22 protein-coding genes are annotated in these 21,717 nt (G+C 58.8%); 11 read left to right on the forward strand and 11 right to left on the reverse strand.

The genetic code is table 11. The features are described 5' to 3' along the window. Nucleotides 1-73: 73 nt before the first annotated feature. From V8J84_RS09945 to V8J84_RS09990, 10 genes are all read right to left on the reverse strand, one after another. Nucleotides 74-1,375, reverse strand: a complete 1,302-nt coding sequence (locus V8J84_RS09945) for a branched-chain amino acid ABC transporter permease (RefSeq protein ID WP_339930584.1) — start codon at nt 1,373-1,375, stop codon at nt 74-76. Further along, nucleotides 1,372-2,382 (reverse strand): branched-chain amino acid ABC transporter permease, encoded by a 1,011-nt coding sequence (locus tag V8J84_RS09950; protein WP_339930586.1) that lies wholly within the window; start codon nt 2,380-2,382, stop codon nt 1,372-1,374. Before V8J84_RS09950 ends, V8J84_RS09945 begins: the two co-directional genes overlap by 4 nt. Before the next feature lie 3 nt (nt 2,383-2,385). Further along, nucleotides 2,386-2,793 (reverse strand): hypothetical protein, encoded by a 408-nt coding sequence (locus V8J84_RS09955; RefSeq protein WP_339930588.1) that lies wholly within the window; start codon nt 2,791-2,793, stop codon nt 2,386-2,388. Beyond that, entirely contained in the window at nt 2,790-3,125 is a 336-nt protein-coding gene (locus tag V8J84_RS09960; RefSeq protein WP_339930590.1) for a hypothetical protein, read from the reverse strand. Before V8J84_RS09960 ends, V8J84_RS09955 begins: the two co-directional genes overlap by 4 nt. Before the next feature lie 41 nt (nt 3,126-3,166). Continuing rightward, nucleotides 3,167-3,994, reverse strand: coding sequence for an ABC transporter ATP-binding protein (locus tag V8J84_RS09965; RefSeq protein WP_339930592.1), 828 nt, complete (start codon nt 3,992-3,994; stop codon nt 3,167-3,169). Next, on the reverse strand, nt 3,991-4,776 hold the full coding sequence (locus tag V8J84_RS09970; RefSeq protein ID WP_339930594.1) for an ABC transporter ATP-binding protein: 786 nt from the start codon (nt 4,774-4,776) through the stop codon (nt 3,991-3,993). The genes V8J84_RS09965 and V8J84_RS09970 overlap by 4 nt, the downstream gene beginning before the upstream one ends. An 85-nt stretch (nt 4,777-4,861) precedes the next feature. Continuing rightward, entirely contained in the window at nt 4,862-6,058 is a 1,197-nt protein-coding gene (locus tag V8J84_RS09975; protein ID WP_339930596.1) for an ABC transporter substrate-binding protein, read from the reverse strand. Nucleotides 6,059-6,274: 216 nt separating this feature from the next. Beyond that, a complete protein-coding gene (locus tag V8J84_RS09980) occupies nt 6,275-7,297 on the reverse strand; it encodes a hypothetical protein (protein ID WP_339930598.1) in 1,023 nt (340 codons plus the stop codon). Nucleotides 7,298-7,400: 103 nt separating this feature from the next. Then, on the reverse strand, nt 7,401-8,369 hold the full coding sequence (locus V8J84_RS09985) for a hypothetical protein (RefSeq protein ID WP_339930600.1): 969 nt from the start codon (nt 8,367-8,369) through the stop codon (nt 7,401-7,403). 167 nt (nt 8,370-8,536) lie between these two features. Then, the gene (locus V8J84_RS09990; protein ID WP_339930602.1) at nt 8,537-9,538 is read right to left on the reverse strand and encodes a GlxA family transcriptional regulator; all 1,002 of its coding nucleotides are present in this window, start codon (nt 9,536-9,538) and stop codon (nt 8,537-8,539) included. A 200-nt stretch (nt 9,539-9,738) separates the two neighbouring features. Here V8J84_RS09990 and V8J84_RS09995 point away from each other — a divergent pair, with 200 nt between their 5' ends. Further along, complete coding sequence (locus V8J84_RS09995; protein WP_339930604.1) at nt 9,739-11,109, forward strand: class II 3-deoxy-7-phosphoheptulonate synthase; 1,371 nt, start codon at nt 9,739-9,741, stop codon at nt 11,107-11,109. 79 nt (nt 11,110-11,188) lie between these two features. Here V8J84_RS09995 and V8J84_RS10000 read toward each other — a convergent pair whose 3' ends face one another. Further along, a complete protein-coding gene (locus V8J84_RS10000) occupies nt 11,189-11,842 on the reverse strand; it encodes a PAS domain-containing protein (RefSeq protein WP_339930606.1) in 654 nt (217 codons plus the stop codon). Between the two features lie 163 nt (nt 11,843-12,005). Here V8J84_RS10000 and V8J84_RS10005 point away from each other — a divergent pair, with 163 nt between their 5' ends. The 10 genes from V8J84_RS10005 to phoU all read left to right on the forward strand — a co-directional run bounded on the left by V8J84_RS10005 (nt 12,006) and on the right by phoU (nt 21,712). Continuing rightward, nucleotides 12,006-12,896, forward strand: a complete 891-nt coding sequence (locus V8J84_RS10005) for a YicC/YloC family endoribonuclease (protein WP_339930608.1) — start codon at nt 12,006-12,008, stop codon at nt 12,894-12,896. Nucleotides 12,897-12,901: 5 nt separating this feature from the next. Beyond that, a complete protein-coding gene (gmk, locus tag V8J84_RS10010) occupies nt 12,902-13,537 on the forward strand; it encodes a guanylate kinase (protein WP_339930610.1) in 636 nt (211 codons plus the stop codon). A 1-nt stretch (nt 13,538) separates the two neighbouring features. After that, nucleotides 13,539-14,060 (forward strand): gamma carbonic anhydrase family protein, encoded by a 522-nt coding sequence (locus V8J84_RS10015; protein WP_339930612.1) that lies wholly within the window; start codon nt 13,539-13,541, stop codon nt 14,058-14,060. Beyond that, on the forward strand, nt 14,061-15,239 hold the full coding sequence (locus tag V8J84_RS10020) for a trans-sulfuration enzyme family protein (protein ID WP_339930614.1): 1,179 nt from the start codon (nt 14,061-14,063) through the stop codon (nt 15,237-15,239). 55 nt (nt 15,240-15,294) lie between these two features. Beyond that, nucleotides 15,295-16,338 carry a sensor histidine kinase gene (locus V8J84_RS10025; RefSeq protein ID WP_339930616.1) on the forward strand — a complete coding sequence of 348 codons (1,044 nt, stop codon included), beginning with the start codon at nt 15,295-15,297 and terminating at the stop codon, nt 16,336-16,338. 194 nt (nt 16,339-16,532) lie between these two features. After that, complete coding sequence (locus V8J84_RS10030) at nt 16,533-17,564, forward strand: substrate-binding domain-containing protein (RefSeq protein ID WP_339930618.1); 1,032 nt, start codon at nt 16,533-16,535, stop codon at nt 17,562-17,564. A gap of 88 nt (nt 17,565-17,652) precedes the next feature. Continuing rightward, on the forward strand, nt 17,653-18,855 hold the full coding sequence (pstC, locus tag V8J84_RS10035; RefSeq protein ID WP_339930725.1) for a phosphate ABC transporter permease subunit PstC: 1,203 nt from the start codon (nt 17,653-17,655) through the stop codon (nt 18,853-18,855). Beyond that, nucleotides 18,852-20,174 carry a phosphate ABC transporter permease PstA gene (gene pstA, locus V8J84_RS10040; protein ID WP_339930620.1) on the forward strand — a complete coding sequence of 441 codons (1,323 nt, stop codon included), beginning with the start codon at nt 18,852-18,854 and terminating at the stop codon, nt 20,172-20,174. The genes pstC and pstA overlap by 4 nt, the downstream gene beginning before the upstream one ends. Nucleotides 20,175-20,200: 26 nt before the next feature. Then, nucleotides 20,201-20,992 carry a phosphate ABC transporter ATP-binding protein PstB gene (pstB, locus tag V8J84_RS10045; RefSeq protein WP_445285968.1) on the forward strand — a complete coding sequence of 264 codons (792 nt, stop codon included), beginning with the start codon at nt 20,201-20,203 and terminating at the stop codon, nt 20,990-20,992. A gap of 12 nt (nt 20,993-21,004) precedes the next feature. Beyond that, a complete protein-coding gene (gene phoU / locus V8J84_RS10050) occupies nt 21,005-21,712 on the forward strand; it encodes a phosphate signaling complex protein PhoU (protein ID WP_339930624.1) in 708 nt (235 codons plus the stop codon). Nucleotides 21,713-21,717 lie beyond the last annotated feature (5 nt).

Genomic DNA, 21,717 nt, shown 5'->3' on the forward strand with positions numbered 1-21,717 from the left:
TGCCATCATGGCAGGCCTTTTAGCGCGGCTGCGCGGGGCCTTCCATGATGAAATTGGGTGGCGCACCAGCGGCTTACCTTTCCGGCAGCAAGCCGCGCGGGCTGAACCGCAGCACCAGCAACAGGATCACACCCATTGTCAGCAGGCGCATATGTGCTGCCGCTTCGGTCAGGTGGTCTTTCAGGAACGACCCGTCGGCCATGCCCGATGTGATCAGGTCCATGACAAAGCGGCCAAAGGGTTCAACCTGCACCCACAGGAACCAGATCAGGAAACCGCCCAGAACGGCACCAAGGTTGTTGCCCGAACCACCCACGATCACCATGACCCAGACAAGGAAGGTAAAGCGCAGCGGCTGGTACTGGCCCGGTGTCAGTTGACCGTCAAGCGTGGTCATCATCGCGCCCGCGACGCCGCAAATAGCCGAGCCGAGGATGAAGATTTGCAGGTGCCGCTTGGTCACGTCCTTGCCCATCGCCTCTGCTGCAACCTCGTTATCGCGGATCGCGCGCATCATGCGGCCCCACGGGCTGTTCAGCGCCCGTTGCGCCAGCATCAGCAGGATGACCAGAACGATGGCAAACAAGATGCCGTAGGCCAGCTTCACGTAAAGCGTTGAGGCCAGAACCGGATCCATCCCAAAGCCAGCCGCGCGTTCCACGAATGTCGGGTCTTGCTGAAGGTCAACTTCAAGCGGGACAGGGCGGGGCAGGCCGATCACGTTCTTCACGCCGCGGGCCATCCAGTCTTCGTTCTTCATGACGCTGATCACGATTTCCGCAATGCCCAATGTCGCAATCGCAAGGTAGTCCGACCGCAGGCCAAGTGCCGTTTTGCCGATAACCCACGCCGCACCGGCCGCGAACACGCCGCCGATAGGCCACGCGAGAATAATCGGCAGGCCAAGACCGCCAAGGTAGCCGGTGGATGCCGGATTGACCGCCTCAACCGCGTCAACACCCGCGTCAAATACAGAGCGGAACACAAAAAAGCCGACGATCAGCACGGCAAGCAAGGCAAGGGTGCGCTGCCGTCCGCTGAACTTGCGGAACACATAGACCGCGGCAAAAATTGTGATGACGGCAATCAGCAAACCGCCAAACAGCATCAGACCACCCGCCGACCACGCTTCTGGCACAGGCGGCATGGAGACCAGCACAGCGGCCAAACCGCCGAGCGCCACAAATCCCATCACACCGATGTTGAACAGCCCCGCAAAGCCCCATTGCAGGTTCACGCCCAGCGCCATGATTGCTGAGATCAGGCCCATATTCAGGATCAGAAGCGCAGAGTTCCAGCCCTGAATGATGCCTGTCCCGATGATCAGCAGGGCGATGCCCGCGAAATAGACGTATGTTTTGACAGTCTCGTTCATAGCGATTGTCCTTTGAACAGGCCTGTGGGCTTGATCAGCAGGACGATCACAAGGATCGCAAAGCTGACCGCGAATTTATAGTCGGTGGATAGAAACTGCACGAGGCCCGTCGGTTCGAGGTTCTCCGGCAGCAGGTACACCGCAACCTTTTTCCACGCGTAGGTGATTGTGACTTCCGAGAAGGCGATGACGAACCCGCCTCCGATAGCCCCCAGCGGACTACCCAGTCCGCCGACAACAGCACTGGCGAAGATCGGCAGCAGCAGTTGGAAATAGGTGAACGCCTTGAACGATTTGTCGAGGCCGTAAAGCACACCCGCCACAGTGGCGAGGGCGGCGACGATCAGCCAGGTGACCTTCACCACACGCTCGGGATTGATACCCGACAGCAGCGCCAGATCTTCGTTATCCGAAAACGCCCGCATGGATTTACCGGTGCGGGTTTTGTTCAGGAAATAGAACAAGATGGCGACCACAACGAAGGCCACGACAACCGTGATCGCCTGCGTTGTCTTGATCGCCAGACCCTCTTTCAGCCCCGTCATTTCCTTGAAATCACGCGCGGAAATGATGAACCTCTCACCATCCGAGAACGTAATGTCGCGCACCCCGATGATAAAGCGCACGATCCCGTTCATGATGAACATGACACCCATCGACACGATGACAAGGATCACGGGCTTCGCCTTTTGATCGCGATAGAACTTATAGACCGCACGGTCCGTGCCCAGCACCAGCAGTCCCGTCGCCGCAATACCAATCGGCAGCGCCAGCAGGGCGGTTGGCAGCGGACCAAAGCCGACCCCCATCGACTGCAGCCCCCACGTGGCAAGGATCGTCGCCATCGTGCCAAAGGCCATCGTGTCGCCATGGGCAAAATTGGAAAACCGCAGGATGCCGTAGATCAGCGTGACACCCAGCGCACCGATGGCAAGCTGCGCACCGTAAGCCAGACCGGGGACGATCACAAAGTTGGTCAGCGCGACAATCGCGTTCAAGAAATCCATGCGTTACTCACTTTCGCGGCACTGGCCGCTATGGACAAAGGTATCAGTCAGACGGCCTTGAATGGCGGTTTCCATCAGCAGGAACTCCGCCACATCGGGGTTCGGCATCTTAGAGTTGTAGATGTACGACAAGGCAAAGCTGCGCGGATCGTCATTCACGTCCGTCAGCCACGAAAAGATATGACCTTCGTTGATCTGGGCATCCGTAATCTGCTGTCCGCGCCAGACAATGACGTATTCATCAGCCGCATCGTCGCTGGCAAAGGTCGTGAGAATTTCGAAAGCGTCACCGCCCGACTGACAGGGCTGCGCGTATTGGCAGGTCTTCACGATCTCGCAGGTTTCTTGCAGATCGTAGGCAGTAGCGGGCAGGGCAGCACAGCCAAAAAGGGCGGCAAGGCGCAGGATCATTCCGTCACCTCGCAGGGTCCGGTCAGCTCGTATCCGTGGCGGGCCACAGCATATGTGCCCGTGCCATCGGGCTGCATCGCAAAGATCGCGGGCGCACCGCCAAAGGCCTCGGCGCTAAAACCGATGGTGTCACTGATGATAAACGGCTCGGCGGGGAACTGCGCTTGCCCCAGCTGCACGATGCTGAGCTTGCGGCGTGGCGGCTCATCAGCGTCAATCGCGGGCGCAAACTGCGTGCGGTCAATGGTAAACTCCAGATCGGCACCCGTCGTGCCACAGGCCTGAAAATCGGCGCAGGGGCCGGACAGGCTGCACGTGACAGTCTCGGCCATCGCCGGTCCTGTGCCCACTGCAAGAATGGCAGCCACCCGCATCATCCGCCCAAGAAGCTCCGGCGGACCTGTTCGTCTGCCAGCAGTTCCTTGCCGGTGCCGGTGTGGGCATTGCGGCCCTGCACCAGAACAAAGGCTTTATCCGCAATTTCAAGCGCTTGGCGGGCGTTCTGTTCCACCATCAGGATCGGGATGCCCGTGCGGGCCACTTCGATGATGCGATCAAAAAGCTCGTCCATCACGATAGGCGACACGCCCGCCGTTGGCTCGTCCAGCATCAGCACCTTGGGCTGCGTCATTAGCGCACGACCCACGGCAACCTGCTGACGCTGACCGCCGGAAAGCTCGCCCGCCGCCTGATTGCGTTTGTCCTTCAGGATCGGGAACAGATCGTAAATCTGTGTCATCGTGTCCTTGTAATCGTCGCGCCGAATAAACGCGCCCATCTCAAGGTTCTCTTCCACGGTCATGGACGTGAAAATGTTGGAGGTTTGCGGCACAAACCCCATGCCTTTCACAACCCGCTGCTGCGGCGTCAGGTGGGTGATATCCTCGCCGTCCAGCCGCACAGCGCCCTTGTTGACGTTCAGCATCCCGAACACGGCTTTCATCGCGGTCGATTTGCCAGCGCCATTGGGGCCAACGATCACGGCAATCTCGCCCTTTTCGGCAGAGATCGTGCAGTCGTGCAAAATGTCAGGGCCTTTACCATAGCCGCCCGTCATCGCGTCGCCGATCAGGAACGGACCACCGGGGGCAGGGGTTGCGACACCGTCCTTGCCTACCGGATAGCTGCTGCTGCCGGTGCCGGATTTGGTGATCGAGCGGTCTTTGTTGCCGCGATCGTCTTGGTAGGGATTGTCGCTCATACTGTGGCCACCTGATCCTTGTTCTTCAGACCGGTGCCGAGGTAAGCCTCGATCACCTGTTCGTTCGCCTTGATCTCGGCCAGCGTGCCGGTGGCCAGCACCTTGCCCTCGGCCATACAAATGACGGGGTCGCACAGGCGGCCAATGAAATCCATGTCGTGTTCGATGACCACGAAGGTATAGCCGCGCTCTTTGTTCAGACGGATAATCGCGTCGCCAATAGTATTCAGCAGCGTGCGGTTCACGCCCGCGCCAACCTCGTCCAGAAACACGATGCGCGCATCGACCATCATGGTGCGACCCAGCTCCAGTAGCTTTTTCTGGCCGCCAGATATCTGGCCGGCCTTTTGCTCGGACAGGTGGTCAATCGTGAGAAACTCAAGCACCTCGTCAGCTTTCGCCTTCAATGCGCGTTCTTCATCCGCGATCCGCTTGCGGCCAAACCATGTGTTCCACAGCGTTTCGCCTGATTGTGCGCCGGGCACCATCATCAGGTTCTCGCGGCAGGTCATGGAGGAAAATTCGTGCGCGATCTGGAAGGTACGCAGCAGGCCCTTGTGGAATAATTCGTGCGGCGGCAGGCCGGTGATATCTTCGCCCGCCATCTTCACCGTGCCGGACGTTGGTGGAAGAACGCCCGCGATCACATTGAAAAGTGTAGTTTTTCCGGCACCGTTGGGTCCGATCAATCCGGTGATTGATCCTTCCTCAATCGACAGCGATGCACCGTCCACAGCGTGAAAGCCGCCAAAGGTTTTAACGAGATTTTCGACAACAATCATGGGGATATCCAGGTGCAGCGCAGGGGTATCAGGTGTAAAAACGGCGCGGGCAGAACCCGCGCCGTTATCATCTTAGTGGTCGGTCTTAGCGGTAACCGATTGTGGAATATTCGCCATCGGCAAATTCGATTTCCTGATAGTTACCAGCGGATTCACCAGCACCGATCAGTTCCACAGCGGACGCACCGACATAGTCGATCTCTTCGCCAGCAGCGAGCAGCTCAAGGCCCTTCGCCAGTTCGCCCGGCATGATCTCTGTGCCCGGTGCGTTGGCCACATCCATGATGTGATCCTTGAAGTCGGCAGATGCAGAGGAACCTGCAGCCTGCATGGCCAGCATGATCAGCGCAGCGGCGTCATAGCTTTCAGGTGCAAATGCGCCTGTGCCGTCAAAACCGGCAGCCTCGGCCAGTTCAACAAACTGACCAGCGCCAGCATTGTCAGTGCCTGGATATGCACCGTAAGAACCGTTCAGTTCTGCGCCGAAGTTCTCGTTCAGCTTGGCACCAACCATACCGTCGGGGAAGTAGAACGTATCAAACGCACCAGCGTCGAGCGACGAACGCACGATGCCCGAACCACCCTGATCGACGTAGCCTGCAACAACCAGAACGTCGCCACCGGCGGATGCCAGCGCGCCAACTTCAGCAGAGTAGTCTGCTTTGCCGTCTTCGTGGGCCGCAGAGATAGTGACCGTGCCGCCAGCTTCTTCGAAAGCAGCCTGGAACGCATCGGCAAGACCCTTGCCGTAGTCGTTGTTGGTGTATGTCAGAGCAACAGTGTCGATACCGCGATCCTGCAGGATTTCGGTGATGATCACACCCTGACGTGCGTCAGATGGCGCTGTGCGGAAGAACAGGCCGTCATCTTCGGCTGTCGACAGGCCGGGCGATGTCGCGGATGGCGATACCATCACGATACCGTTGGCACGTGCCACGTTGGCAAGGATCGCACCTGTGACGCCGGAACAGTCAGCACCCATGATGGCGTTGACGTTGTCGGATGTGACCAGACGCTCGGCTGCGGTTGTGGCCGCACCTGCGTCGATGCAGGTCGAGTCGCCGCGTACGGATGTCACTGTCGCGCCGTCCAGCAGTGCGCCGGATTCGGTGACTTCTGCCATCGCCAGTTCAGCACCGGCACCCATGGCAGGTGTGATGGATTCAAGCGGGCCAGTGAAGCCGAGGATCACGCCGATCTTGACGTCTTCAGCGTGGCCATCGGCAAATGCAGCACCAGCCATCAATGCGGTGGCAGCAGTGGCCATCATAAACTTTTTCATGTCTTTCTCCCTATTGGAACGTTGTCCTAGCGCGCAGATTAAGCAGACCATTCCTGAAAGGAAAGCGCGATATGCAGCCCAAAAGCCTTGAATCAGCAGCGAACGCGGGTGATTTTCACCGCGTACACGCCTTTTGACGCGGCTTTTTTGCGGTGACATCACGGGTTCGCGTTATGCGTGTGAAAAACTGCCTTTACGTCACGCGATCAGGCCGATTTACGGATTGCCCTGCTGTGCGGTGGTGAAAAAACCCGCACCCACAATGTCGTTGTCCTGTCCCGCGGCGGTGACGCTGATCGCACCTGCGGCCTCTTGCGCGGCGGGGCCGTAAAACGTGCCGCCATATGTCCCGATCCGCGACTGGTTCGGTGCCAAGACCTGTGATGCAAAGGTCGGGTCGGCAATTAGATCACCAGAGAACCCTTCGGCTGTAATCGTCGCCGCGGTCATCTCAACGGTCCCTGCAATTGGCGCAAACTCAGTCGCGTCCGGTTCAAGCACGCGCACGTTCGACAGTTCCCCCGATATCGTGCCGTCCAGTGTGACCGAGAGGGTTGCATCTCCCCGAAACCGGCTGCGCTGTTCGCTGAAGGATTGATAGTCGGTGGGTAGCGCCTCGATCTTGAAGAGGCCCTCGTAGGTGCCAAGGCTGTGCTGGGCGAACACCTCGGGGCGGGTTTGCGTGCCGACGACGGCATAAAGAAAGCGTTGCTCTGTTTCGCGGCCAACTTCGGATGTGAAAAGCGAGATGCCTTCGGCATAGCTGCTGCCGGGTTGCAGAAGTTCCGTGATCGGGCCGGAGTGACCGAATAATCCTACAAACACGCCGCGCGCGTCATCGCGCGTCACGTATCCTTCAACACGGCCATCGTCCGCACTGATCTGACGGTCTGTGGCGGCAAAGCTTTCGGTTTCACCCTCAATCGTGATGGCAAGCTCACCCGCAGCGTTGCGGCGCAGTAGAATGGCACCATCCGACACACGCGCCGTGTCGCGATCAAAATCAAGCGTCAGCGCAGCCACAGATGTGCCGCCCGCCGTGAGGCTTTCGCCTGCTGCAAGAGCCGCACCGGCATCGCGGGTCACGCCGTCCACATTTGCATAAACGGGGATCACCTCGACCATCGGCACGTCTGCGGTGCCGCCGCACGCGGCCAGTGCGACACATCCCGACCAAGCAAGACTGCGAACACGAGGGGCAAGGGCGCAGACGCGCGGCACGTTTTGGATGTATCTCATATATCCAATTTCAACCTGAAAGGGCGCTGGCTGTCAAAGCAAAAGGGCCATCGCATGCGCGACAGCCCCTTGCCTGATTGAGTTTTGTTCAGCTCGGAAAGGACTAGTCTTCGCCGCGGAAGAAACCCACACCATTCACCGGTCCCTCGGAACCATCCGCCTGCAATGTCAGGGTGCCTGCAGCTTCTTCTGCTGCCGGTCCGTAAAGGCGGCCTGCATAGGTGCCAACTTCTGGATCGCTCAACCCGGTCAAGGATGACACCAAGGTCGCATCAGCCGTCAGATCACCCGAAAACGTCCCGTCAGTGATCTGCGAAGACGACATCGCAATGGTCCCTGCAAAATCTGTGCGGTCATTGGACCCCGGGGCCTGCACCGTGATGTCAGACAGAACGCCGGAAATCGCACCGCTTGTCGAAACCCGCAGCTCTGCATCGCCGCGAATGCGTGTGCGCGAGTCGCCAAAGCTGTCAAATCCCGTGGCCGGAAGGGTTTCGATCTTGAAGCCACCGCCATAGACCGCAGTTGACGACGGCATCACGTCAGGAGCAGTGCGCGCACCCAACACGTTATAGGAAACGATGGGTGTTGGATCGCCGTTCTCGGGGAATGCCAGATAGGACACAGCACCCGAGTAGGCGTCATCACCGTTCAGGATTTCCTGAATATTGTTCGACTGGCCGAAAACGCCGACAAAGCTGACTCCGGGATTGTCAATCTCAAATCCGTCATCGCCTTCACGCTGTGTCGCACTGAACGAGGTGCTCATACCATTGTTCACGACAACAACTCCGCCATTCCCGTCTGAAGTCAGCGAGAATGTCGACTCCACCGGTGTGGTCACATCATTGTTGAAATCCAACTCAAGGGCCGTTGTATCCGCGCCGTCAGCCGTCAATGTGACGCCAGCGGTAAAGGCTTCGTTCACGCTTTGGGTGCTTCCGTCTGGCAAAACAGCAAACAGGGCACCGTCTTGCATCATCTCCGGATCGCTGGACCCGGAGCCGCCACAGGCCGCAAGCATGAGAACCGCAAAAACTGCGGTGGTCGTCTTATAGTTTTGATATTTCATGATATTGATTGCACAGCGTAAAAAGCTGTTGTCCTTCCTAACTAAACACAATGATCGGGCGCAAAAATGATCGCCTGACCTAAGGTCAACAGAAGGGACCCGGTCACCGGAGTCAACCATTACGGGCGCGTGATCATCTCGTTTCGTGGGGATAAAAGGCCGCGGCGCTAAATCGACAACCGCGACGCATGGCTGCCGCGTTCGCGGTAGGGGGTCGTATCATAGTGCGACCGGTAGCATTTTGAAAAATGCGATGGCGATGCAAAGCCGCAGGCAAGGGCCACGTTGATCACCGTCATATCGGTCTGCATCAACAGGTTGCGCGCCTTTTGCAGCCGCAATTCCATGTAATACCGCTTGGGGCTGCGCGACAGATAGCGCCGGAACAACCGCTCAAGCTGGCGCGTCGACATGCCCACGTTTTTCGCCAGTAGCGCAGGGCTGATCGGCTCTTCGATATTGCTTTCCATCATCTGGATCACACGGCTTAGCTTAGGGTGCCGCACACCGATCCGTGTCGGGATCGACAGGCGCTGCGTGTCCTGATCGGTACGGATCGACGAATAGATCAGCGTATCGGCCACCACATTGGCCAATTCCTCGCCGTGGTGGTCGGCGATCAGCTTGAGCATCAGGTCAATCGACGCGGTGCCGCCTGCGGTGGTGATCCGGTTGCCGTCCACCACAAAGACGGACTTGGTCAGTTCAACTTCATCAAACTCCTCGATAAAGCTGTCCTGATTTTCCCAGTGGATCGTGGCCTTCTTGCCATCCAGCAAGCCGGCCTTGGCCAGTGTGTGTGCCGACGTGCAAAGTCCCGCCATCGTCACACCACGGCGGGCCTCGCGGCGCAGCCAATTCAGAATTTTCTTCGTGGTTGCCTGTTGGATATGTTCGCCGCCGCAAATGAAAACGGTATCGTCACGATCCAGTTCGATCAGATCATCCTCAAGCGCAAACGCGGTGCCGTTTGAGCTGGTGATCGTCTCGCCGCCTTCGCCGATGACCTTCCACGTATAAAGGTTGGTGCCCGCCGTGCGGTTGGCCAGTCTCAGGCTTTCGATCGCGCAGGCAAAGCACAGCATCGTAAAGTGATCGAGCAACACGAACACAAACCGGCGCGGTTTGTCCGGCGTGGGGAGATCAATGGTGGTGTCGGCGTGTCGCATATGAAGCTCGGACAACTAAATCTGCCTCATGTGCTACGGGTTTGGAACCGATTTCAAGCCCGAATGTGTACGATAGGAAACTTGGGGCGGTTTTTGTAGGGATTTGCCCATTGGCGCTGCGGCAGGGTCAGGTTATATACCATTTCTGTTAGCGCTCACCGGTGATGGCGGGCGCACCATATTATGATCGGAGCAAGACCATGACGACCTGGCAAAAAACGGACTGGCGCAGCAAGCCTCGGATCCAGATGCCAACCTATACAGACGCCGCAGCCCTGAATGCTGCTGAAAGCCGTCTGTCCGGGTATCCGCCGCTGGTTTTTGCAGGTGAAGTGCGCCGTCTGAAATCACAACTGGCCGCAGCATCGCGCGGTGAGGCTTTCTTGCTGCAAGGTGGCGATTGCGCCGAAAGCTTTGCTGAATTTTCTGCCGACGGCATCCGCGACACATTCAAGGTGATGCTGCAAATGGCGATGGTGCTGACCTATGGCGCGAAGGTGCCTGTGGTGAAAGTGGGCCGTATGGCGGGCCAGATGGCCAAGCCGCGCTCGGCTGATACCGAAACCGTCGATGGCGTTGAACTGCCAAGCTACCGTGGTGACATCATCAACGGGTTCGACTTTGACGAGGCATCCCGCGTGCCGGACCCGGAGCGGATGTTGCAGGCCTACACGCAGGCTGCCGCCACGCTAAATCTGCTGCGCGCCTTTTCGACGGGCGGTTACGCTGACGTGCATCAGGTTCACCAGTGGACCCTTGGCTTTACCAGCGGTGACGAAGCATCCAAATACCGCGAGATTGCCAACCGCATCAGCGACACGCTTGATTTCATGCAAGCCGCTGGCATGACGCCAGAGCGGAACCATGAATTGCAGACCGTGGATTTCTACACCAGCCACGAGGCGCTGCTGCTTGAGTATGAAGAGGCGCTGTGCCGTCTGGATTCGACTTCCGGCAAATGGCTTGCCGGATCGGGCCACATGGTTTGGATCGGGGATCGCACCCGCCAGCCTGATGGCGCGCATGTTGAATTCTGCAAGGGCGTGCAGAACCCGATTGGCCTCAAGTGCGGCCCGTCCATGACGTCCGGCCACCTTAAATCGTTGATGGCATCCCTGAACCCCAACAACGAAGAGGGGCGCTTGACCCTCATCGCACGCTTTGGCGCAGGGCAGGTGGGTGATCACCTGCCGCGTCTGATCAAGGCTGTTGAGGAAGAAGGCGCCAAGGTGCTTTGGACCTGTGACGCGATGCACGGCAACACGATTAAGTCGACCACTGGCTATAAGACACGGCCATTCGACAGCGTTCTGCGCGAGGTGCGTGAATTCTTTGGTATCCACAAGGCCGAGGGCACTGTCCCGGGTGGTGTACATTTCGAGATGACAGGCGCTGACGTGACCGAATGCACGGGCGGCGTGCGTGCTGTCACGGACGAGGATCTGTCGGATCGCTACCACACAGCCTGCGATCCGCGCCTGAATGCATCACAGTCGCTTGAGCTGGCATTCCTTGTCGCCGAAGAGCTTTCTGATCGTCGCGAGACACTGAACGCGGCCAAGGCTGGCTAACCGATCACATTGCGAACGATTGAATAAAAAGGGGCGGCGCCATAACGGTGCCGCCCCTTTTTGCTGCAAGGTGTCAGGATCAGGTGTTGTCGACGACCAAGCGCAAACCCGGACCCGAGGATCGAGTTTCAGATGCCACGGGTTGGTCCGCTGTTGCGATCAAACGCACATCGCCGCTGGGGCCACGCAGCACGCGGTCCTGAATAACGGGTTCGTCCGCAAGACCAAACCGGCGTTTGCCAAGCCTGATCGCGCGATCCGTGACCAATGCGCCGAAAACGCGACTGGTCCGGCCCTGATCATCGCGCAGCGGCAGCATCACCAGACGGGCGTGCGTCGTGGGCCGCGCCAGTGTCCGGCCTGACTGTAGCGCAAATTCCAGCACGCGGGGCCGCAGGAACAGTTTCTCAATCATTGGGGTGATGGCCGCGCGGGCATCGGATGACAGGAAGGTGCTGATCGGCATGCCGCGCGCATCCATGTTCAGGATATCGCGCAGCGCCTGTCCGGCCACGCGCATGCGAAACGCCTCTGGCGCGACGCGCTCGGCGATAAAGCAATGTGGGAGCGCGTAATCCAACGCCGTCGGGGCAAGATCCGATCGCAGGGGGATTTGCCGGTTATCCCGCAACGCATCCCAATAGTCCTGCACGATCTGCAAGACAGCTTCGCCCTTGTCATACGCAAAGGGCTCTCGCGTGTGTGTCGCTGGTAGGACGATCTTGTGTGTCATCGTTTTGACCCTTTCTTGCCACATTTGCCCCGTTAAGACTTCTACAACCTTTTCGCGTCTTACGCATTTAACAAACTGTTAAGTGGTTAACGTGCGGTTCCGCGCCCTTGCCCCAGCATCCGGTTTTGCAGTAGGTGCGAAGGTGACTTTCAAGGAGCCTGCAATGACCCGATCCATGACCGCTTTTGCCAGCCGGACGGGGGCAATGGACGGTGTGTCTTGGCAGTGGGACATGCGCGGCGTGAACGCGCGCGGACTTGATCTGCGGCTGCGGGTGCCTGACGGACTGGGTGCGCTGGAAACCACACTGCGCAAGGCCGTCACGGCGGCTGTCACACGCGGAAGCATCACGCTGAACCTGAAACTTGTGCACGAAGATGCAGCCCAAGCGCTTTCGATTGACGCAGCCCAGCTTGACCGCGTGCTTGGTGCGTTGGACACGATTCAGGAACGTGCCTTTGCGATGGGCGTCACCTTGGGTCAGCCAACCGCCGCTGACGTGCTGGCCACACGTGGCGTCGTGCTGACCACCGCCCGCGATGATATATCCGATGCGGTGCGCGCCGCCATTGACGCCGACATTCCCGCGCTGATCGCCGACTTCACAGCCATGCGCGATGCAGAAGGCGCGGCTTTGCAAACGGTCATGACAGCCCAGCTTGACGAGATCGGCGCATTGGTCGAACAAGCCGCCATCGCGGCGGCAGATCGCCGTGCGGATGTGCAATCGGGCCTGACCACGGCATTGCGGCGGATCGTGGATGATGTCACCGAAATTGACGATACGCGGATCGCGCAGGAACTGGCGCTTTTGGCGGTCAAGGCTGATGTCACCGAAGAAATCGACCGCCTGCGGGCCCATGTCACTGCGGCGCGTGATCTGGTCATGGCAACAGACCCAAGCGGGCGGAAACTTGATTTTCTCGCTCAGGAATTTAACCGCGAAGCAAACACCTTGTGTTCCAAAGCGGGTGCCGCCGCACTGACAGCGGTGGGGCTTGATCTGAAAGCGGTGATCGACCGGATGCGCGAACAGATCCAGAATGTGGAGTAACTGATATGGCACGACGCGGCCTTTTGATAATCCTGTCTTCACCTTCGGGTGCCGGCAAAACCACATTGGCCAAAGCCCTGCGCAAATGGGATGAAACCCTGCGGTTCTCGGTGTCGGCCACCACACGCGCCCCGCGCGAAGGCGAGGTGGATGGCAAGGATTACTTCTTCACCACGACAGAGGATTTCCAGCGGCAGGTCAGCGATGGCGAAATGTTGGAGCATGCCCGCGTTTTCGGCAATTACTACGGCTCACCAGTAGCGCCCGTGCAAGAGGCGATCACGCAAGGCCGCGATGTTCTGTTTGATGTGGACTGGCAGGGCGCGCAGCAGATCGCGAAATCGGCGCTCCGCGACCACGTCCTGTCGATCTTCATCCTGCCACCCAGCATCACCGAACTGCACCGCCGTCTGATCAGCCGCGGGCAGGACAGCGCAGAGGTGATTGAGCAGCGCATGCAGAAAAGCTGGGACGAAATCTCGCACTGGGACGGCTATAATTACGTTTTGATCAATGATGATCTGGCCGAATCCGAAGAGCGGCTGAAAACCATCATCAGCGCCGAACGCCTGCGGGCCAGCCAGCAGCCTGATCTGATGGATCACGTCCGCACCCTGCAATCGCAATTCGAGGACCGCTGACATGCTTTACGCTTTGGCCGACAAATCACCCGTGGTTGATGATGCCGCATGGATCGCGCCGGGATGTCATCTGATCGGTGACGTCACTGTGATGGCGCGTGCATCGGTCTGGTTTGGCACAACCATTCGCGGCGATAACGAAAACATCACAGTGGGTGAAGGCTCCAACGTGCAGGAAAACTGCGTGCTGCACACCGACATGGGCTTTCCGCTGGTCATCGGCACCGATTGCACCATCGGCCACAAGGCGATGCTGCATGGTTGCACTATTGGCGACAACTCCCTGATCGGGATGGGGGCCACGGTGCTGAATGGCGCTGTCATTGGCAAGAACTGCCTGATCGGGGCAGGGGCGCTGATCACCGAAGGCAAGGTGATCCCTGACGGATCGCTTGTAATGGGCGCACCAGGCAAGGTGGTGCGCGAACTGGACGACGCCGCAATCAACGGGCTGACCCTGTCGGCCAAACACTATCAAGACAACGCAGCGCGGTTCGCCCGCGATCTAAAGGCACTTTCGTAAATGATCAAAACACCCCCCACCAGCCTTGTCCGTCGCACCGACTGGCCAACATCTGTTTCGCGTCCAGTGGTCACGCCGCTGCAACCGTCTGTTGTCTACGCCTCGCCTGATCCTGATGCGCTGGATGCGCAATATGCGGATGCGTCCGGCTTTACCTATGCCCGCGAAGGCCACCCCAATGCAGAGGTGCTCGCCCGCAAGATCGACATGCTGGAAGGCGCTGATAACGGGATCATCACAGGGTCCGGCATGTCCGCGATTGGTGCGGTCTTCCTTGGGATGCTCAAGGCGGGCGATCACGTGCTGGGCGGTGATCAGCTTTATGGCCGATCCTTGCGTCTGATGACGCAAGACCTGCCGCGCCTTGGCATCACCACATCGCTGGCCGATCCCACGGATATTGACGCCATGCGCGCCGCGATCCGCCCTGAGACGCGGATGATCCTTGTCGAAGTGGTCTCCAACCCCACGATCCGCGTGGCGGATATGGAAGGCATCGCGGCACTGGCGAAAGAGACAGGCGTGCTGCTGGTCGTGGATAATACCTTCACCACACCACGCAGCTATAAGCCGTTTGAGCATGACGCGGATATCGTCATTCATTCGGTGACAAAACTGCTGGCAGGCCATTCGGATGCCACGCTGGGCTATGTCGCCGCCCGTGATCCTGATCACCGCACGCTGATCAACGATGCCAACGTCACATGGGGTCTCACGCCAAGCCCGTTTGACTGCTGGCTGGCAGAACGTGGCCTCCATTCGTTTGAACTGCGCTATGATCGCGCACAGGACAACGCCCGCAAACTGGCCGATGCGCTGGCGGGGGCCAAGGGCATCAAGCGTGTGATCTATCCCACGCGCCCTGACCACCCCGACCACAATCGCGCAACGGCCGTGCTTGGCGGGCAGGGCGGTAATATGCTGTCGTTTGAATTGGAAGGCGGGCGCGCGGCGGCCAATGCCTTTACCCGCGCGGCCCCAGAACTGGCGTTTGCGCCAACCTTGGGCGATATCGGCACAACCCTGTCGCATCCCGCATCCTCATCACATCGCGGCCTGACACCAGAGGGGCGCAGTGCCTTGGGCATTTCCGAAGGCTTCTTTCGGGTGTCTGTCGGTGTTGAGGATGCCGAACTGCTGATCAACGAGATGACAGCGGCAGCGGCAGCGACAGTTTGATCATGGGTCGTGGTGACGCTTGCCAAATGGCCTTGGCCAATGGCACCAAGACACCATGACCACATCACGCAAACCGCCATCGCTTTTACAGGCCTTTCCCCAACCCGCGATGATGATCGGGGCAGATGCCCGTATCACGGCCCAGAACGCCGCGATGAAGCGGGTGCTTGGCGCTGATCTGACCGGCCGGCACCATATCGCGGGCCTGCGCCAGCCCACCGTGCTTGAAGCGATTGAAGCAGCAGAGGCGCAGGGCACCGCGCAAAAGACGCGCTATCTGGGGCGCGATGGGGCGCAGGATACGACCTATGACGTGACTGTGGCACCAACAGATGAGGGCCTGTTGGTAGTGTTCGAGGATATTTCCGCTGCCGCGCGCATCGGGCGGTTCCGGCGTGATTTTGTGGCCAATGTCAGTCACGAACTGCGCACGCCGCTTACGGCCTTGCTTGGCTTTGTCGAAACCCTGCAAGGCCCCGCCAAAAATGATCCTGATGCAACAGCACGGTTTCTCGGGATCATGGGGCACGAGGCGGACCGCATGCGGCGGCTTGTCGATGATTTGTTATCCCTCAGCCGCGTTGAGGGGGACGAGCGCATCCGCCCCAAAGACATGGTCGATCTGGCGGCCCTGATCCCGTCCGTCGTGGCGCTCTTGTCTCCGTTGGCCGATGCTGCTGGCTGTCCGTTAGATGTGGATACACCGGACGGCCCGCTCATGGTGCCCGGTGATGACGCGCAGCTGCGTCAGGTCCTGACGAACCTGATCGAGAACGCCCTGAAATACGGCAAAAGCGGTGACGGCATCCGTATCAGCGTCGCTGGTCCAAAGCATGAGCGTATGCTGCAAGCCGACGGCGTGCGTATCATGGTCCGCGATCATGGCATTGGCATCGCCGACCATCATCTGGCCCGCCTGACCGAACGGTTCTACCGCGTTGATTCCCATCGGTCACGCGAAGTGGGTGGCACCGGTCTTGGGTTGGCGATTGTAAAACACATCCTCAACCGCCATCGCGGGCGTTTGCTGGTGGAAAGTCAGGCCGGGCAGGGCAGCACCTTTACGATTCTCCTGCCTGCGCGGCTTCCAGCGTCATAAAGCGCCGTTTGTTATGCAAAACGTGGTTGAGGCGCATTACGTAAGTCGCTGATAATTATTAATTTCCTTAAATAATTTCGCTGTCATAAAACTTTTACAGAACTGTCACAAAAGCTTTGATCAACGGCCTTAGCACGTCACCATCGGCAACACGGCTCGCGGGTTGCTGGATGATGACATATCTGGAGACACTGATGTCCATTTTTAAACTGAGCGCTTCTGCAATTGCGATGACCGCCCTGACCACAACGGCTGCAATGGCCCGTGACAATGTTCAGGTTGCCGGGTCTTCGACCGTGCTGCCCTATGCGGCGATTGTTGCAGAGGTCTTTGGCGAAAACTTCGACTATCCAACACCTGTTGTTGAATCCGGCGGATCATCTGCTGGCCTCAAGCGCTTCTGCGAGGGCGAGGGCGAAAACACAATCGACATCGCAAATGCCTCCCGCCAGATCAAATCATCCGAGGTTGAGGCCTGCGCCGAAGCTGGCGTGACTGACATTATTGAAGTGCGCATCGGCTACGACGGGATCGTCTTTGCATCCGACATCAACGGCAACGCTTTCGCCTTCACACCAGAGGACTGGTACAAGGCGCTGGCCAACGAACACTTCATCGACGGCGAACTGGTGCCAAACACCTTCACCAACTGGAACGAAGTGAACGCCGATTTCCCCGACCAGCCCATTCAGGCCTTTATCCCCGGCACCAAGCACGGCACACGCGAAGTCTTCGAAGAGAAGGTGATCCTTGCGGGTTGCGAAGAGGGCGGGTTCCTTGAGGCGATGCTGGAAGCAGGCGTTGATGAGGACACAGCCGAGGGCAAGTGCATGGCGATCCGCACAGATGGCGTGTCGGTCGATGTGGATGGTGATTACACCGAAACACTGGCCCGCATCGAAGCAGATACAAACGGTATCGGCGTCTTTGGTCTGGCCTTCTACGAAAACAACACCGACAAGTTGCAGGTCGCCACGATGTCCGACGTCGTGCCATCGACCGAGACGATCGCATCCGGTGACTACCCTGTGTCGCGTCCGCTCTACTTCTACATCAAGGCCGCACACTTGGGCGTGATCCCCGGTCTGAAAGACTTTGCTGAGTTCTTCGTCTCCGACGATATGGCCGGTCCTGATGGTCCTTTGGCGGAATACGGTCTGGTGTCTGATCCGGAACTGGCCGACGTGCAGACAACTGTGGCCGACGAAGTGACCCTGAGCAACTAAGCTTCGGTCCAGAATATGAATAAGACGAGGGGCGCATCAGCGCCCCTTGTTGCGCAATAAAGTGAATGACGGGACGGGCTAAACCTTGCTGCCACTGACAACACCACTTCTGATAATCGCGGTCCTCGCGCTGATGGGATGGCTTCTGGCCCCCCGTCGCGCGATTGCGTCCGTTGATGGCGATATCCGCCGACTTGCCTCTTTGCCGCGCCAGCACGGGCTGAATGCGGTGCTTTCAACCATCGTGCCGGGCGTTGCAGCCCTGATCGGTGCGGTTGTCGCGTTTCGCGTCAGCAACTTTGAAACCGGCGGCACGCTTGCTGCTATCGGGGTCGTGGCGGTTGCGGCGGCGGGGCTTTTGTTTGCACTGGCGCGCAGCACCGAAACCTTTCGTGCGCGCACTTCTGCGGAAATGTGGATCAAGCTGCTGCTGATCACCGCTTCATCCATCGCGATCCTGACGACCGTCGGCATTGTGTTGTCGATGGTGTTTGAGACATCGAATTTCTTCAGCCAGTATAACTGGACGGACTTCTTCTTTTCCGCCGAATGGTCGCCCAACTTCCGCGGCGATAGCGCGCTGGGTATCCTGCCGCTGCTTTGGGGTACGCTGTACATCAGCTTTATTGCCTTGGCGTTTGCGGTGCCCATCGGGCTTTTTGCCGCCATCTATCTGTCCGAATACGCAGGCCGCCGGATGCGGTCGATTGCCAAACCTGTGATCGAAATTCTCGCGGGTATCCCGACCATCGTCTATGGTCTGTTCGCCCTGATTACAGTCGGTCCGTTCTTACGCGATTATTTCGCCCAGCCCATGGGCTTTGGCGATAGCGCCTCATCGGTGATGACGGCGGGTCTGGTCATGGGCATCATGCTGATCCCGTTTGTTTCATCGTTGTCGGACGACATTATCAACGCTGTGCCACAGGCGATGCGTGATGGCTCGTACGGTCTGGGTGCGACAAAATCGGAAACCATCCGTCAGGTGATTATCCCCGCAGCCTTGCCCGGTATCGTCGGTGCGATCCTATTGGCCGCATCGCGGGCGATTGGCGAGACAATGATCGTCGTGCTGGGGGCAGGGGCCGCCGCGCGCCTGTCGCTCAACCCGTTTGAGGCCATGACAACCGTGACCGTCAAAATCGTGAGCCAGCTGACCGGTGACACCGATTTTGCGGCGCCCGAAACCCTTGTTGCGTTCGCCCTTGGTCTGACGCTCTTTGTGATCACCTTGGGCCTGAACGTCTTTGCACTTTATATCGTGCGCAAATACCGGGAGCAGTACGAATGACCCGTCAAAGCCTGTTGCAAGTCGACGCCCGCACAGCCAAGCGGAACGCGGCTGAAAAGCGGTTCCGCCTGTATGGCCTCAGCGCGATTGTCGCGGCTGTGATCGCGCTTGTGATCCTGATGACGTCGGTGCTGTCGTCCGGTCTGAGCGCATTCCAGCAAACTTACATCACGCTCGAATTGCCTCTGCCCGAAGACAAGCTGGACAAATCCGGCGTGCGCGATCCGGCGGTCATGTCCAAGGTCACAACACTGGGATACGCGAAAATCCTGCAGGCCGGACTGGTCGAACAGGTTGCCGCACTTGGCCTTGAGACAGACCTGTCCGACAAAGACGTCGGAGGCATGATCTCGAAAGAGGCGTCTGCCACCGTCCGCGACCGCGTCTTGGCCAACCCCGATCTGATCGGCACAACGCTGACGATTGACGTGCTTGCCGAAGGGCGCATCGACGGTTTTTTCAAAGGTCGCGTCACGATGGAAAGTGCGGCGCTGGACGGGAATACATCCCCCGAAGCGCTGATGCTGGCCGAACAACTGGCCGAACTGGGTGTTATCGAGACCAAGTTCAACTGGGCCTTCCTGACTGCGCCAGATGCGTCCGACCAACGGCCCGAGGCGGCTGGTCTTGGCGTGGCGATCCTGGGGTCGCTTTACATGATGATTGTGGTGCTGGTGCTGGCGCTGCCCATTGGCGTGGCCGCGTCGATCTATCTGGAAGAGTTCGCGCCCAAGAACCGCTGGACCGATATCATCGAGGTGAATATCTCCAACCTCGCCGCTGTGCCGTCCATCGTTTACGGTATCCTTGGCCTTGCGATCTTCATCAACTTTGCGCAGTTCAATCAATCATCGCCGCTTGTCGGTGGCCTTGTGCTGACCCTGATGACGTTGCCGACGATCATCATCTCGACACGGGCGGCGCTGAAATCCGTCCCGCCGTCGATCCGCGATGCGGCCCTGGGCGTCGGCGCATCCAAGATGCAATCGGTATTCCACCATGTCCTGCCATTGGCGGCCCCCGGCATCCTGACCGGCACAATAATCGGTCTGGCACAGGCCTTGGGCGAAACCGCACCGCTGCTGTTGATTGGTATGGTGGCGTTTGTACGCGAATACCCAGCTGCCTATACGCCTGATGCGGGGCTGTTTGGTGAAGCCTCAACCGCCTTGCCAGTGCAGGTCTACAACTGGACCCAACGCGCCGATCCCGGCTTTGTGGAACGCGCATCGGGCGCCATCATCACACTTCTGGTGTTCCTGCTGATCATGAACGCGATCGCGATCTATCTGCGCCGCCGGTTCGAGCGTCGCTGGTAGGAAAGGGGCACATCACAATGAATACAATGAATAAACTGGACCACGCGATGACCGAGACAGACAATATCAAGATCAGCGCCAAAGGTGTGCAGGTCTATTACGCCGATACCCATGCGATCAAGGACGTGGACGTCGAGATTGCTGACAAAACCGTCACGGCCTTTATCGGCCCGTCCGGCTGCGGCAAATCCACGTTCCTGCGCACGATCAACCGCATGAACGACACCATCGATATCTGCCGTGTGATGGGCGATATCCGTATCGACGGCGAAGACATCTATGACCCCAAGGTTGACCCCGTGCAGCTGCGCGCAAAGGTCGGCATGGTCTTTCAAAAGCCCAACCCGTTCCCCAAGTCGATCTACGACAACGTGGCCTATGGCCCCAAAATCCACGGTCTGGCCCGCAACAAGGCCGAACTGGATGAGATCGTCGAGAAATCACTGCGCAAGGCAGCCCTTTGGAACGAGGCCAAAGACCGGCTTGATGCACCAGGCACGGGTCTTTCGGGCGGTCAGCAGCAGCGTTTGTGCATCGCCCGCGCCATTGCCACGGCACCCGAGGTGCTTTTGATGGACGAGCCGTGCTCCGCGCTTGACCCGATTGCCACCGCGCAAGTGGAAGAGCTGATCGACGAACTGCGCCAAAGCTACAGCGTTGTGATCGTCACGCACTCCATGCAGCAGGCCGCCCGCGTGAGCCAGAAAACCGCGTTCTTCCACTTGGGCAACCTGGTGGAATACGGCGAGACTGACAAAATTTTCACCAACCCCGAAGACCCCCGCACGGAAAGCTATATTTCCGGCCGGATCGGGTAAGGAGACTGATCCATGAACGAACATATTTCATCCGCCTATGACCGCGATCTTGAGGCCATTCAGGCGCTTGCCATGAAGATGGGGGGACTGGTTGAAGAGGCCATTCTCAACGCCGCTGAATCGCTGGCCAACCGCGACGCGGAACTGGCCGAAAAGGTGCGGGCAGGGGACAAGGTGATCGACGCGCTTGAGGTGCAGATCAACGAAGAGGCCGCCCGCACAATCGCGTTGCGCGCCCCTGTGTCGAAAGACCTGCGCGCTATCCTTAGCGTGCTGCGCCTTGCCGCCTCGCTTGAGCGGATCGGCGACTATGCCAAGAACATGGCCAAACGCACGGGGTCTCTTGTCGAAATGTCGCCTATCAATGGCACAGACGCGGCCCTGCGCCGGATGGCGCGAGAGGTGCAGGCGATGTTGAAAGACACGCTGGATGCCTATCTGCGCGGCGACGCCGACCTTGCCGAAAGCGTGCGCCAGCGCGATCAGGAAGTGGACCAGATGTATAACGCGCTGTTCCGCGAATTCCTGACCTTCATGATGGAAGACCCGCGTAACATCACCTCATGTATGCACCTGCATTTCATGGCCAAAAACGTCGAACGCATGGGCGATCTGGTGACTAATATGGCCGAACAGGTTATCTATCTCGTGACCGGCGAAATGCCCGAAGAAGGTCGCCCGAAAAGCGACAAGACCGCATTTGTCACCGATCCGGGCTAAGTAAA

The organism is Yoonia sp. 208BN28-4, from assembly GCF_037543925.1.
Classification (GTDB): Bacteria; Pseudomonadota; Alphaproteobacteria; order Rhodobacterales; family Rhodobacteraceae; genus Yoonia.

Bases quoted from the DNA above. Each gene is read 5' to 3' on its own strand.
- V8J84_RS09965 (WP_339930592.1), bottom strand. From the start codon at position 3,994: ATGAGCGACAATCCCTACCAAGACGATCGCGGCAACAAAGACCGCTCG.
- V8J84_RS10030 (WP_339930618.1), top strand. From the start codon at position 16,533: ATGTCCATTTTTAAACTGAGCGCTTCTGCAATTGCGATGACCGCCCTG.
- phoU (WP_339930624.1), top strand. From the start codon at position 21,005: ATGAACGAACATATTTCATCCGCCTATGACCGCGATCTTGAGGCCATT.
- V8J84_RS09980 (WP_339930598.1), bottom strand. From the start codon at position 7,297: ATGAGATACATCCAAAACGTGCCGCGCGTCTGCGCCCTTGCCCCTCGT.
- V8J84_RS09990 (WP_339930602.1), bottom strand. From the start codon at position 9,538: ATGCGACACGCCGACACCACCATTGATCTCCCCACGCCGGACAAACCG.
- V8J84_RS09985 (WP_339930600.1), bottom strand. From the start codon at position 8,369: ATGAAATATCAAAACTATAAGACGACCACCGCAGTTTTTGCGGTTCTC.
- V8J84_RS09955 (WP_339930588.1), bottom strand. From the start codon at position 2,793: ATGATCCTGCGCCTTGCCGCCCTTTTTGGCTGTGCTGCCCTGCCCGCT.
- pstB (WP_445285968.1), top strand. From the start codon at position 20,201: ATGAATAAACTGGACCACGCGATGACCGAGACAGACAATATCAAGATC.
- V8J84_RS09975 (WP_339930596.1), bottom strand. From the start codon at position 6,058: ATGAAAAAGTTTATGATGGCCACTGCTGCCACCGCATTGATGGCTGGT.
- V8J84_RS10000 (WP_339930606.1), bottom strand. From the start codon at position 11,842: ATGACACACAAGATCGTCCTACCAGCGACACACACGCGAGAGCCCTTT.
- V8J84_RS10005 (WP_339930608.1), top strand. From the start codon at position 12,006: ATGACCCGATCCATGACCGCTTTTGCCAGCCGGACGGGGGCAATGGAC.
- pstA (WP_339930620.1), top strand. From the start codon at position 18,852: ATGACCCGTCAAAGCCTGTTGCAAGTCGACGCCCGCACAGCCAAGCGG.
- V8J84_RS09950 (WP_339930586.1), bottom strand. From the start codon at position 2,382: ATGGATTTCTTGAACGCGATTGTCGCGCTGACCAACTTTGTGATCGTC.
- V8J84_RS09970 (WP_339930594.1), bottom strand. From the start codon at position 4,776: ATGATTGTTGTCGAAAATCTCGTTAAAACCTTTGGCGGCTTTCACGCT.
- V8J84_RS09945 (WP_339930584.1), bottom strand. From the start codon at position 1,375: ATGAACGAGACTGTCAAAACATACGTCTATTTCGCGGGCATCGCCCTG.
- gmk (WP_339930610.1), top strand. From the start codon at position 12,902: ATGGCACGACGCGGCCTTTTGATAATCCTGTCTTCACCTTCGGGTGCC.
- V8J84_RS09960 (WP_339930590.1), bottom strand. From the start codon at position 3,125: ATGGCCGAGACTGTCACGTGCAGCCTGTCCGGCCCCTGCGCCGATTTT.
- V8J84_RS10015 (WP_339930612.1), top strand. From the start codon at position 13,539: ATGCTTTACGCTTTGGCCGACAAATCACCCGTGGTTGATGATGCCGCA.
- V8J84_RS09995 (WP_339930604.1), top strand. From the start codon at position 9,739: ATGACGACCTGGCAAAAAACGGACTGGCGCAGCAAGCCTCGGATCCAG.
- V8J84_RS10020 (WP_339930614.1), top strand. From the start codon at position 14,061: ATGATCAAAACACCCCCCACCAGCCTTGTCCGTCGCACCGACTGGCCA.
- V8J84_RS10025 (WP_339930616.1), top strand. From the start codon at position 15,295: ATGACCACATCACGCAAACCGCCATCGCTTTTACAGGCCTTTCCCCAA.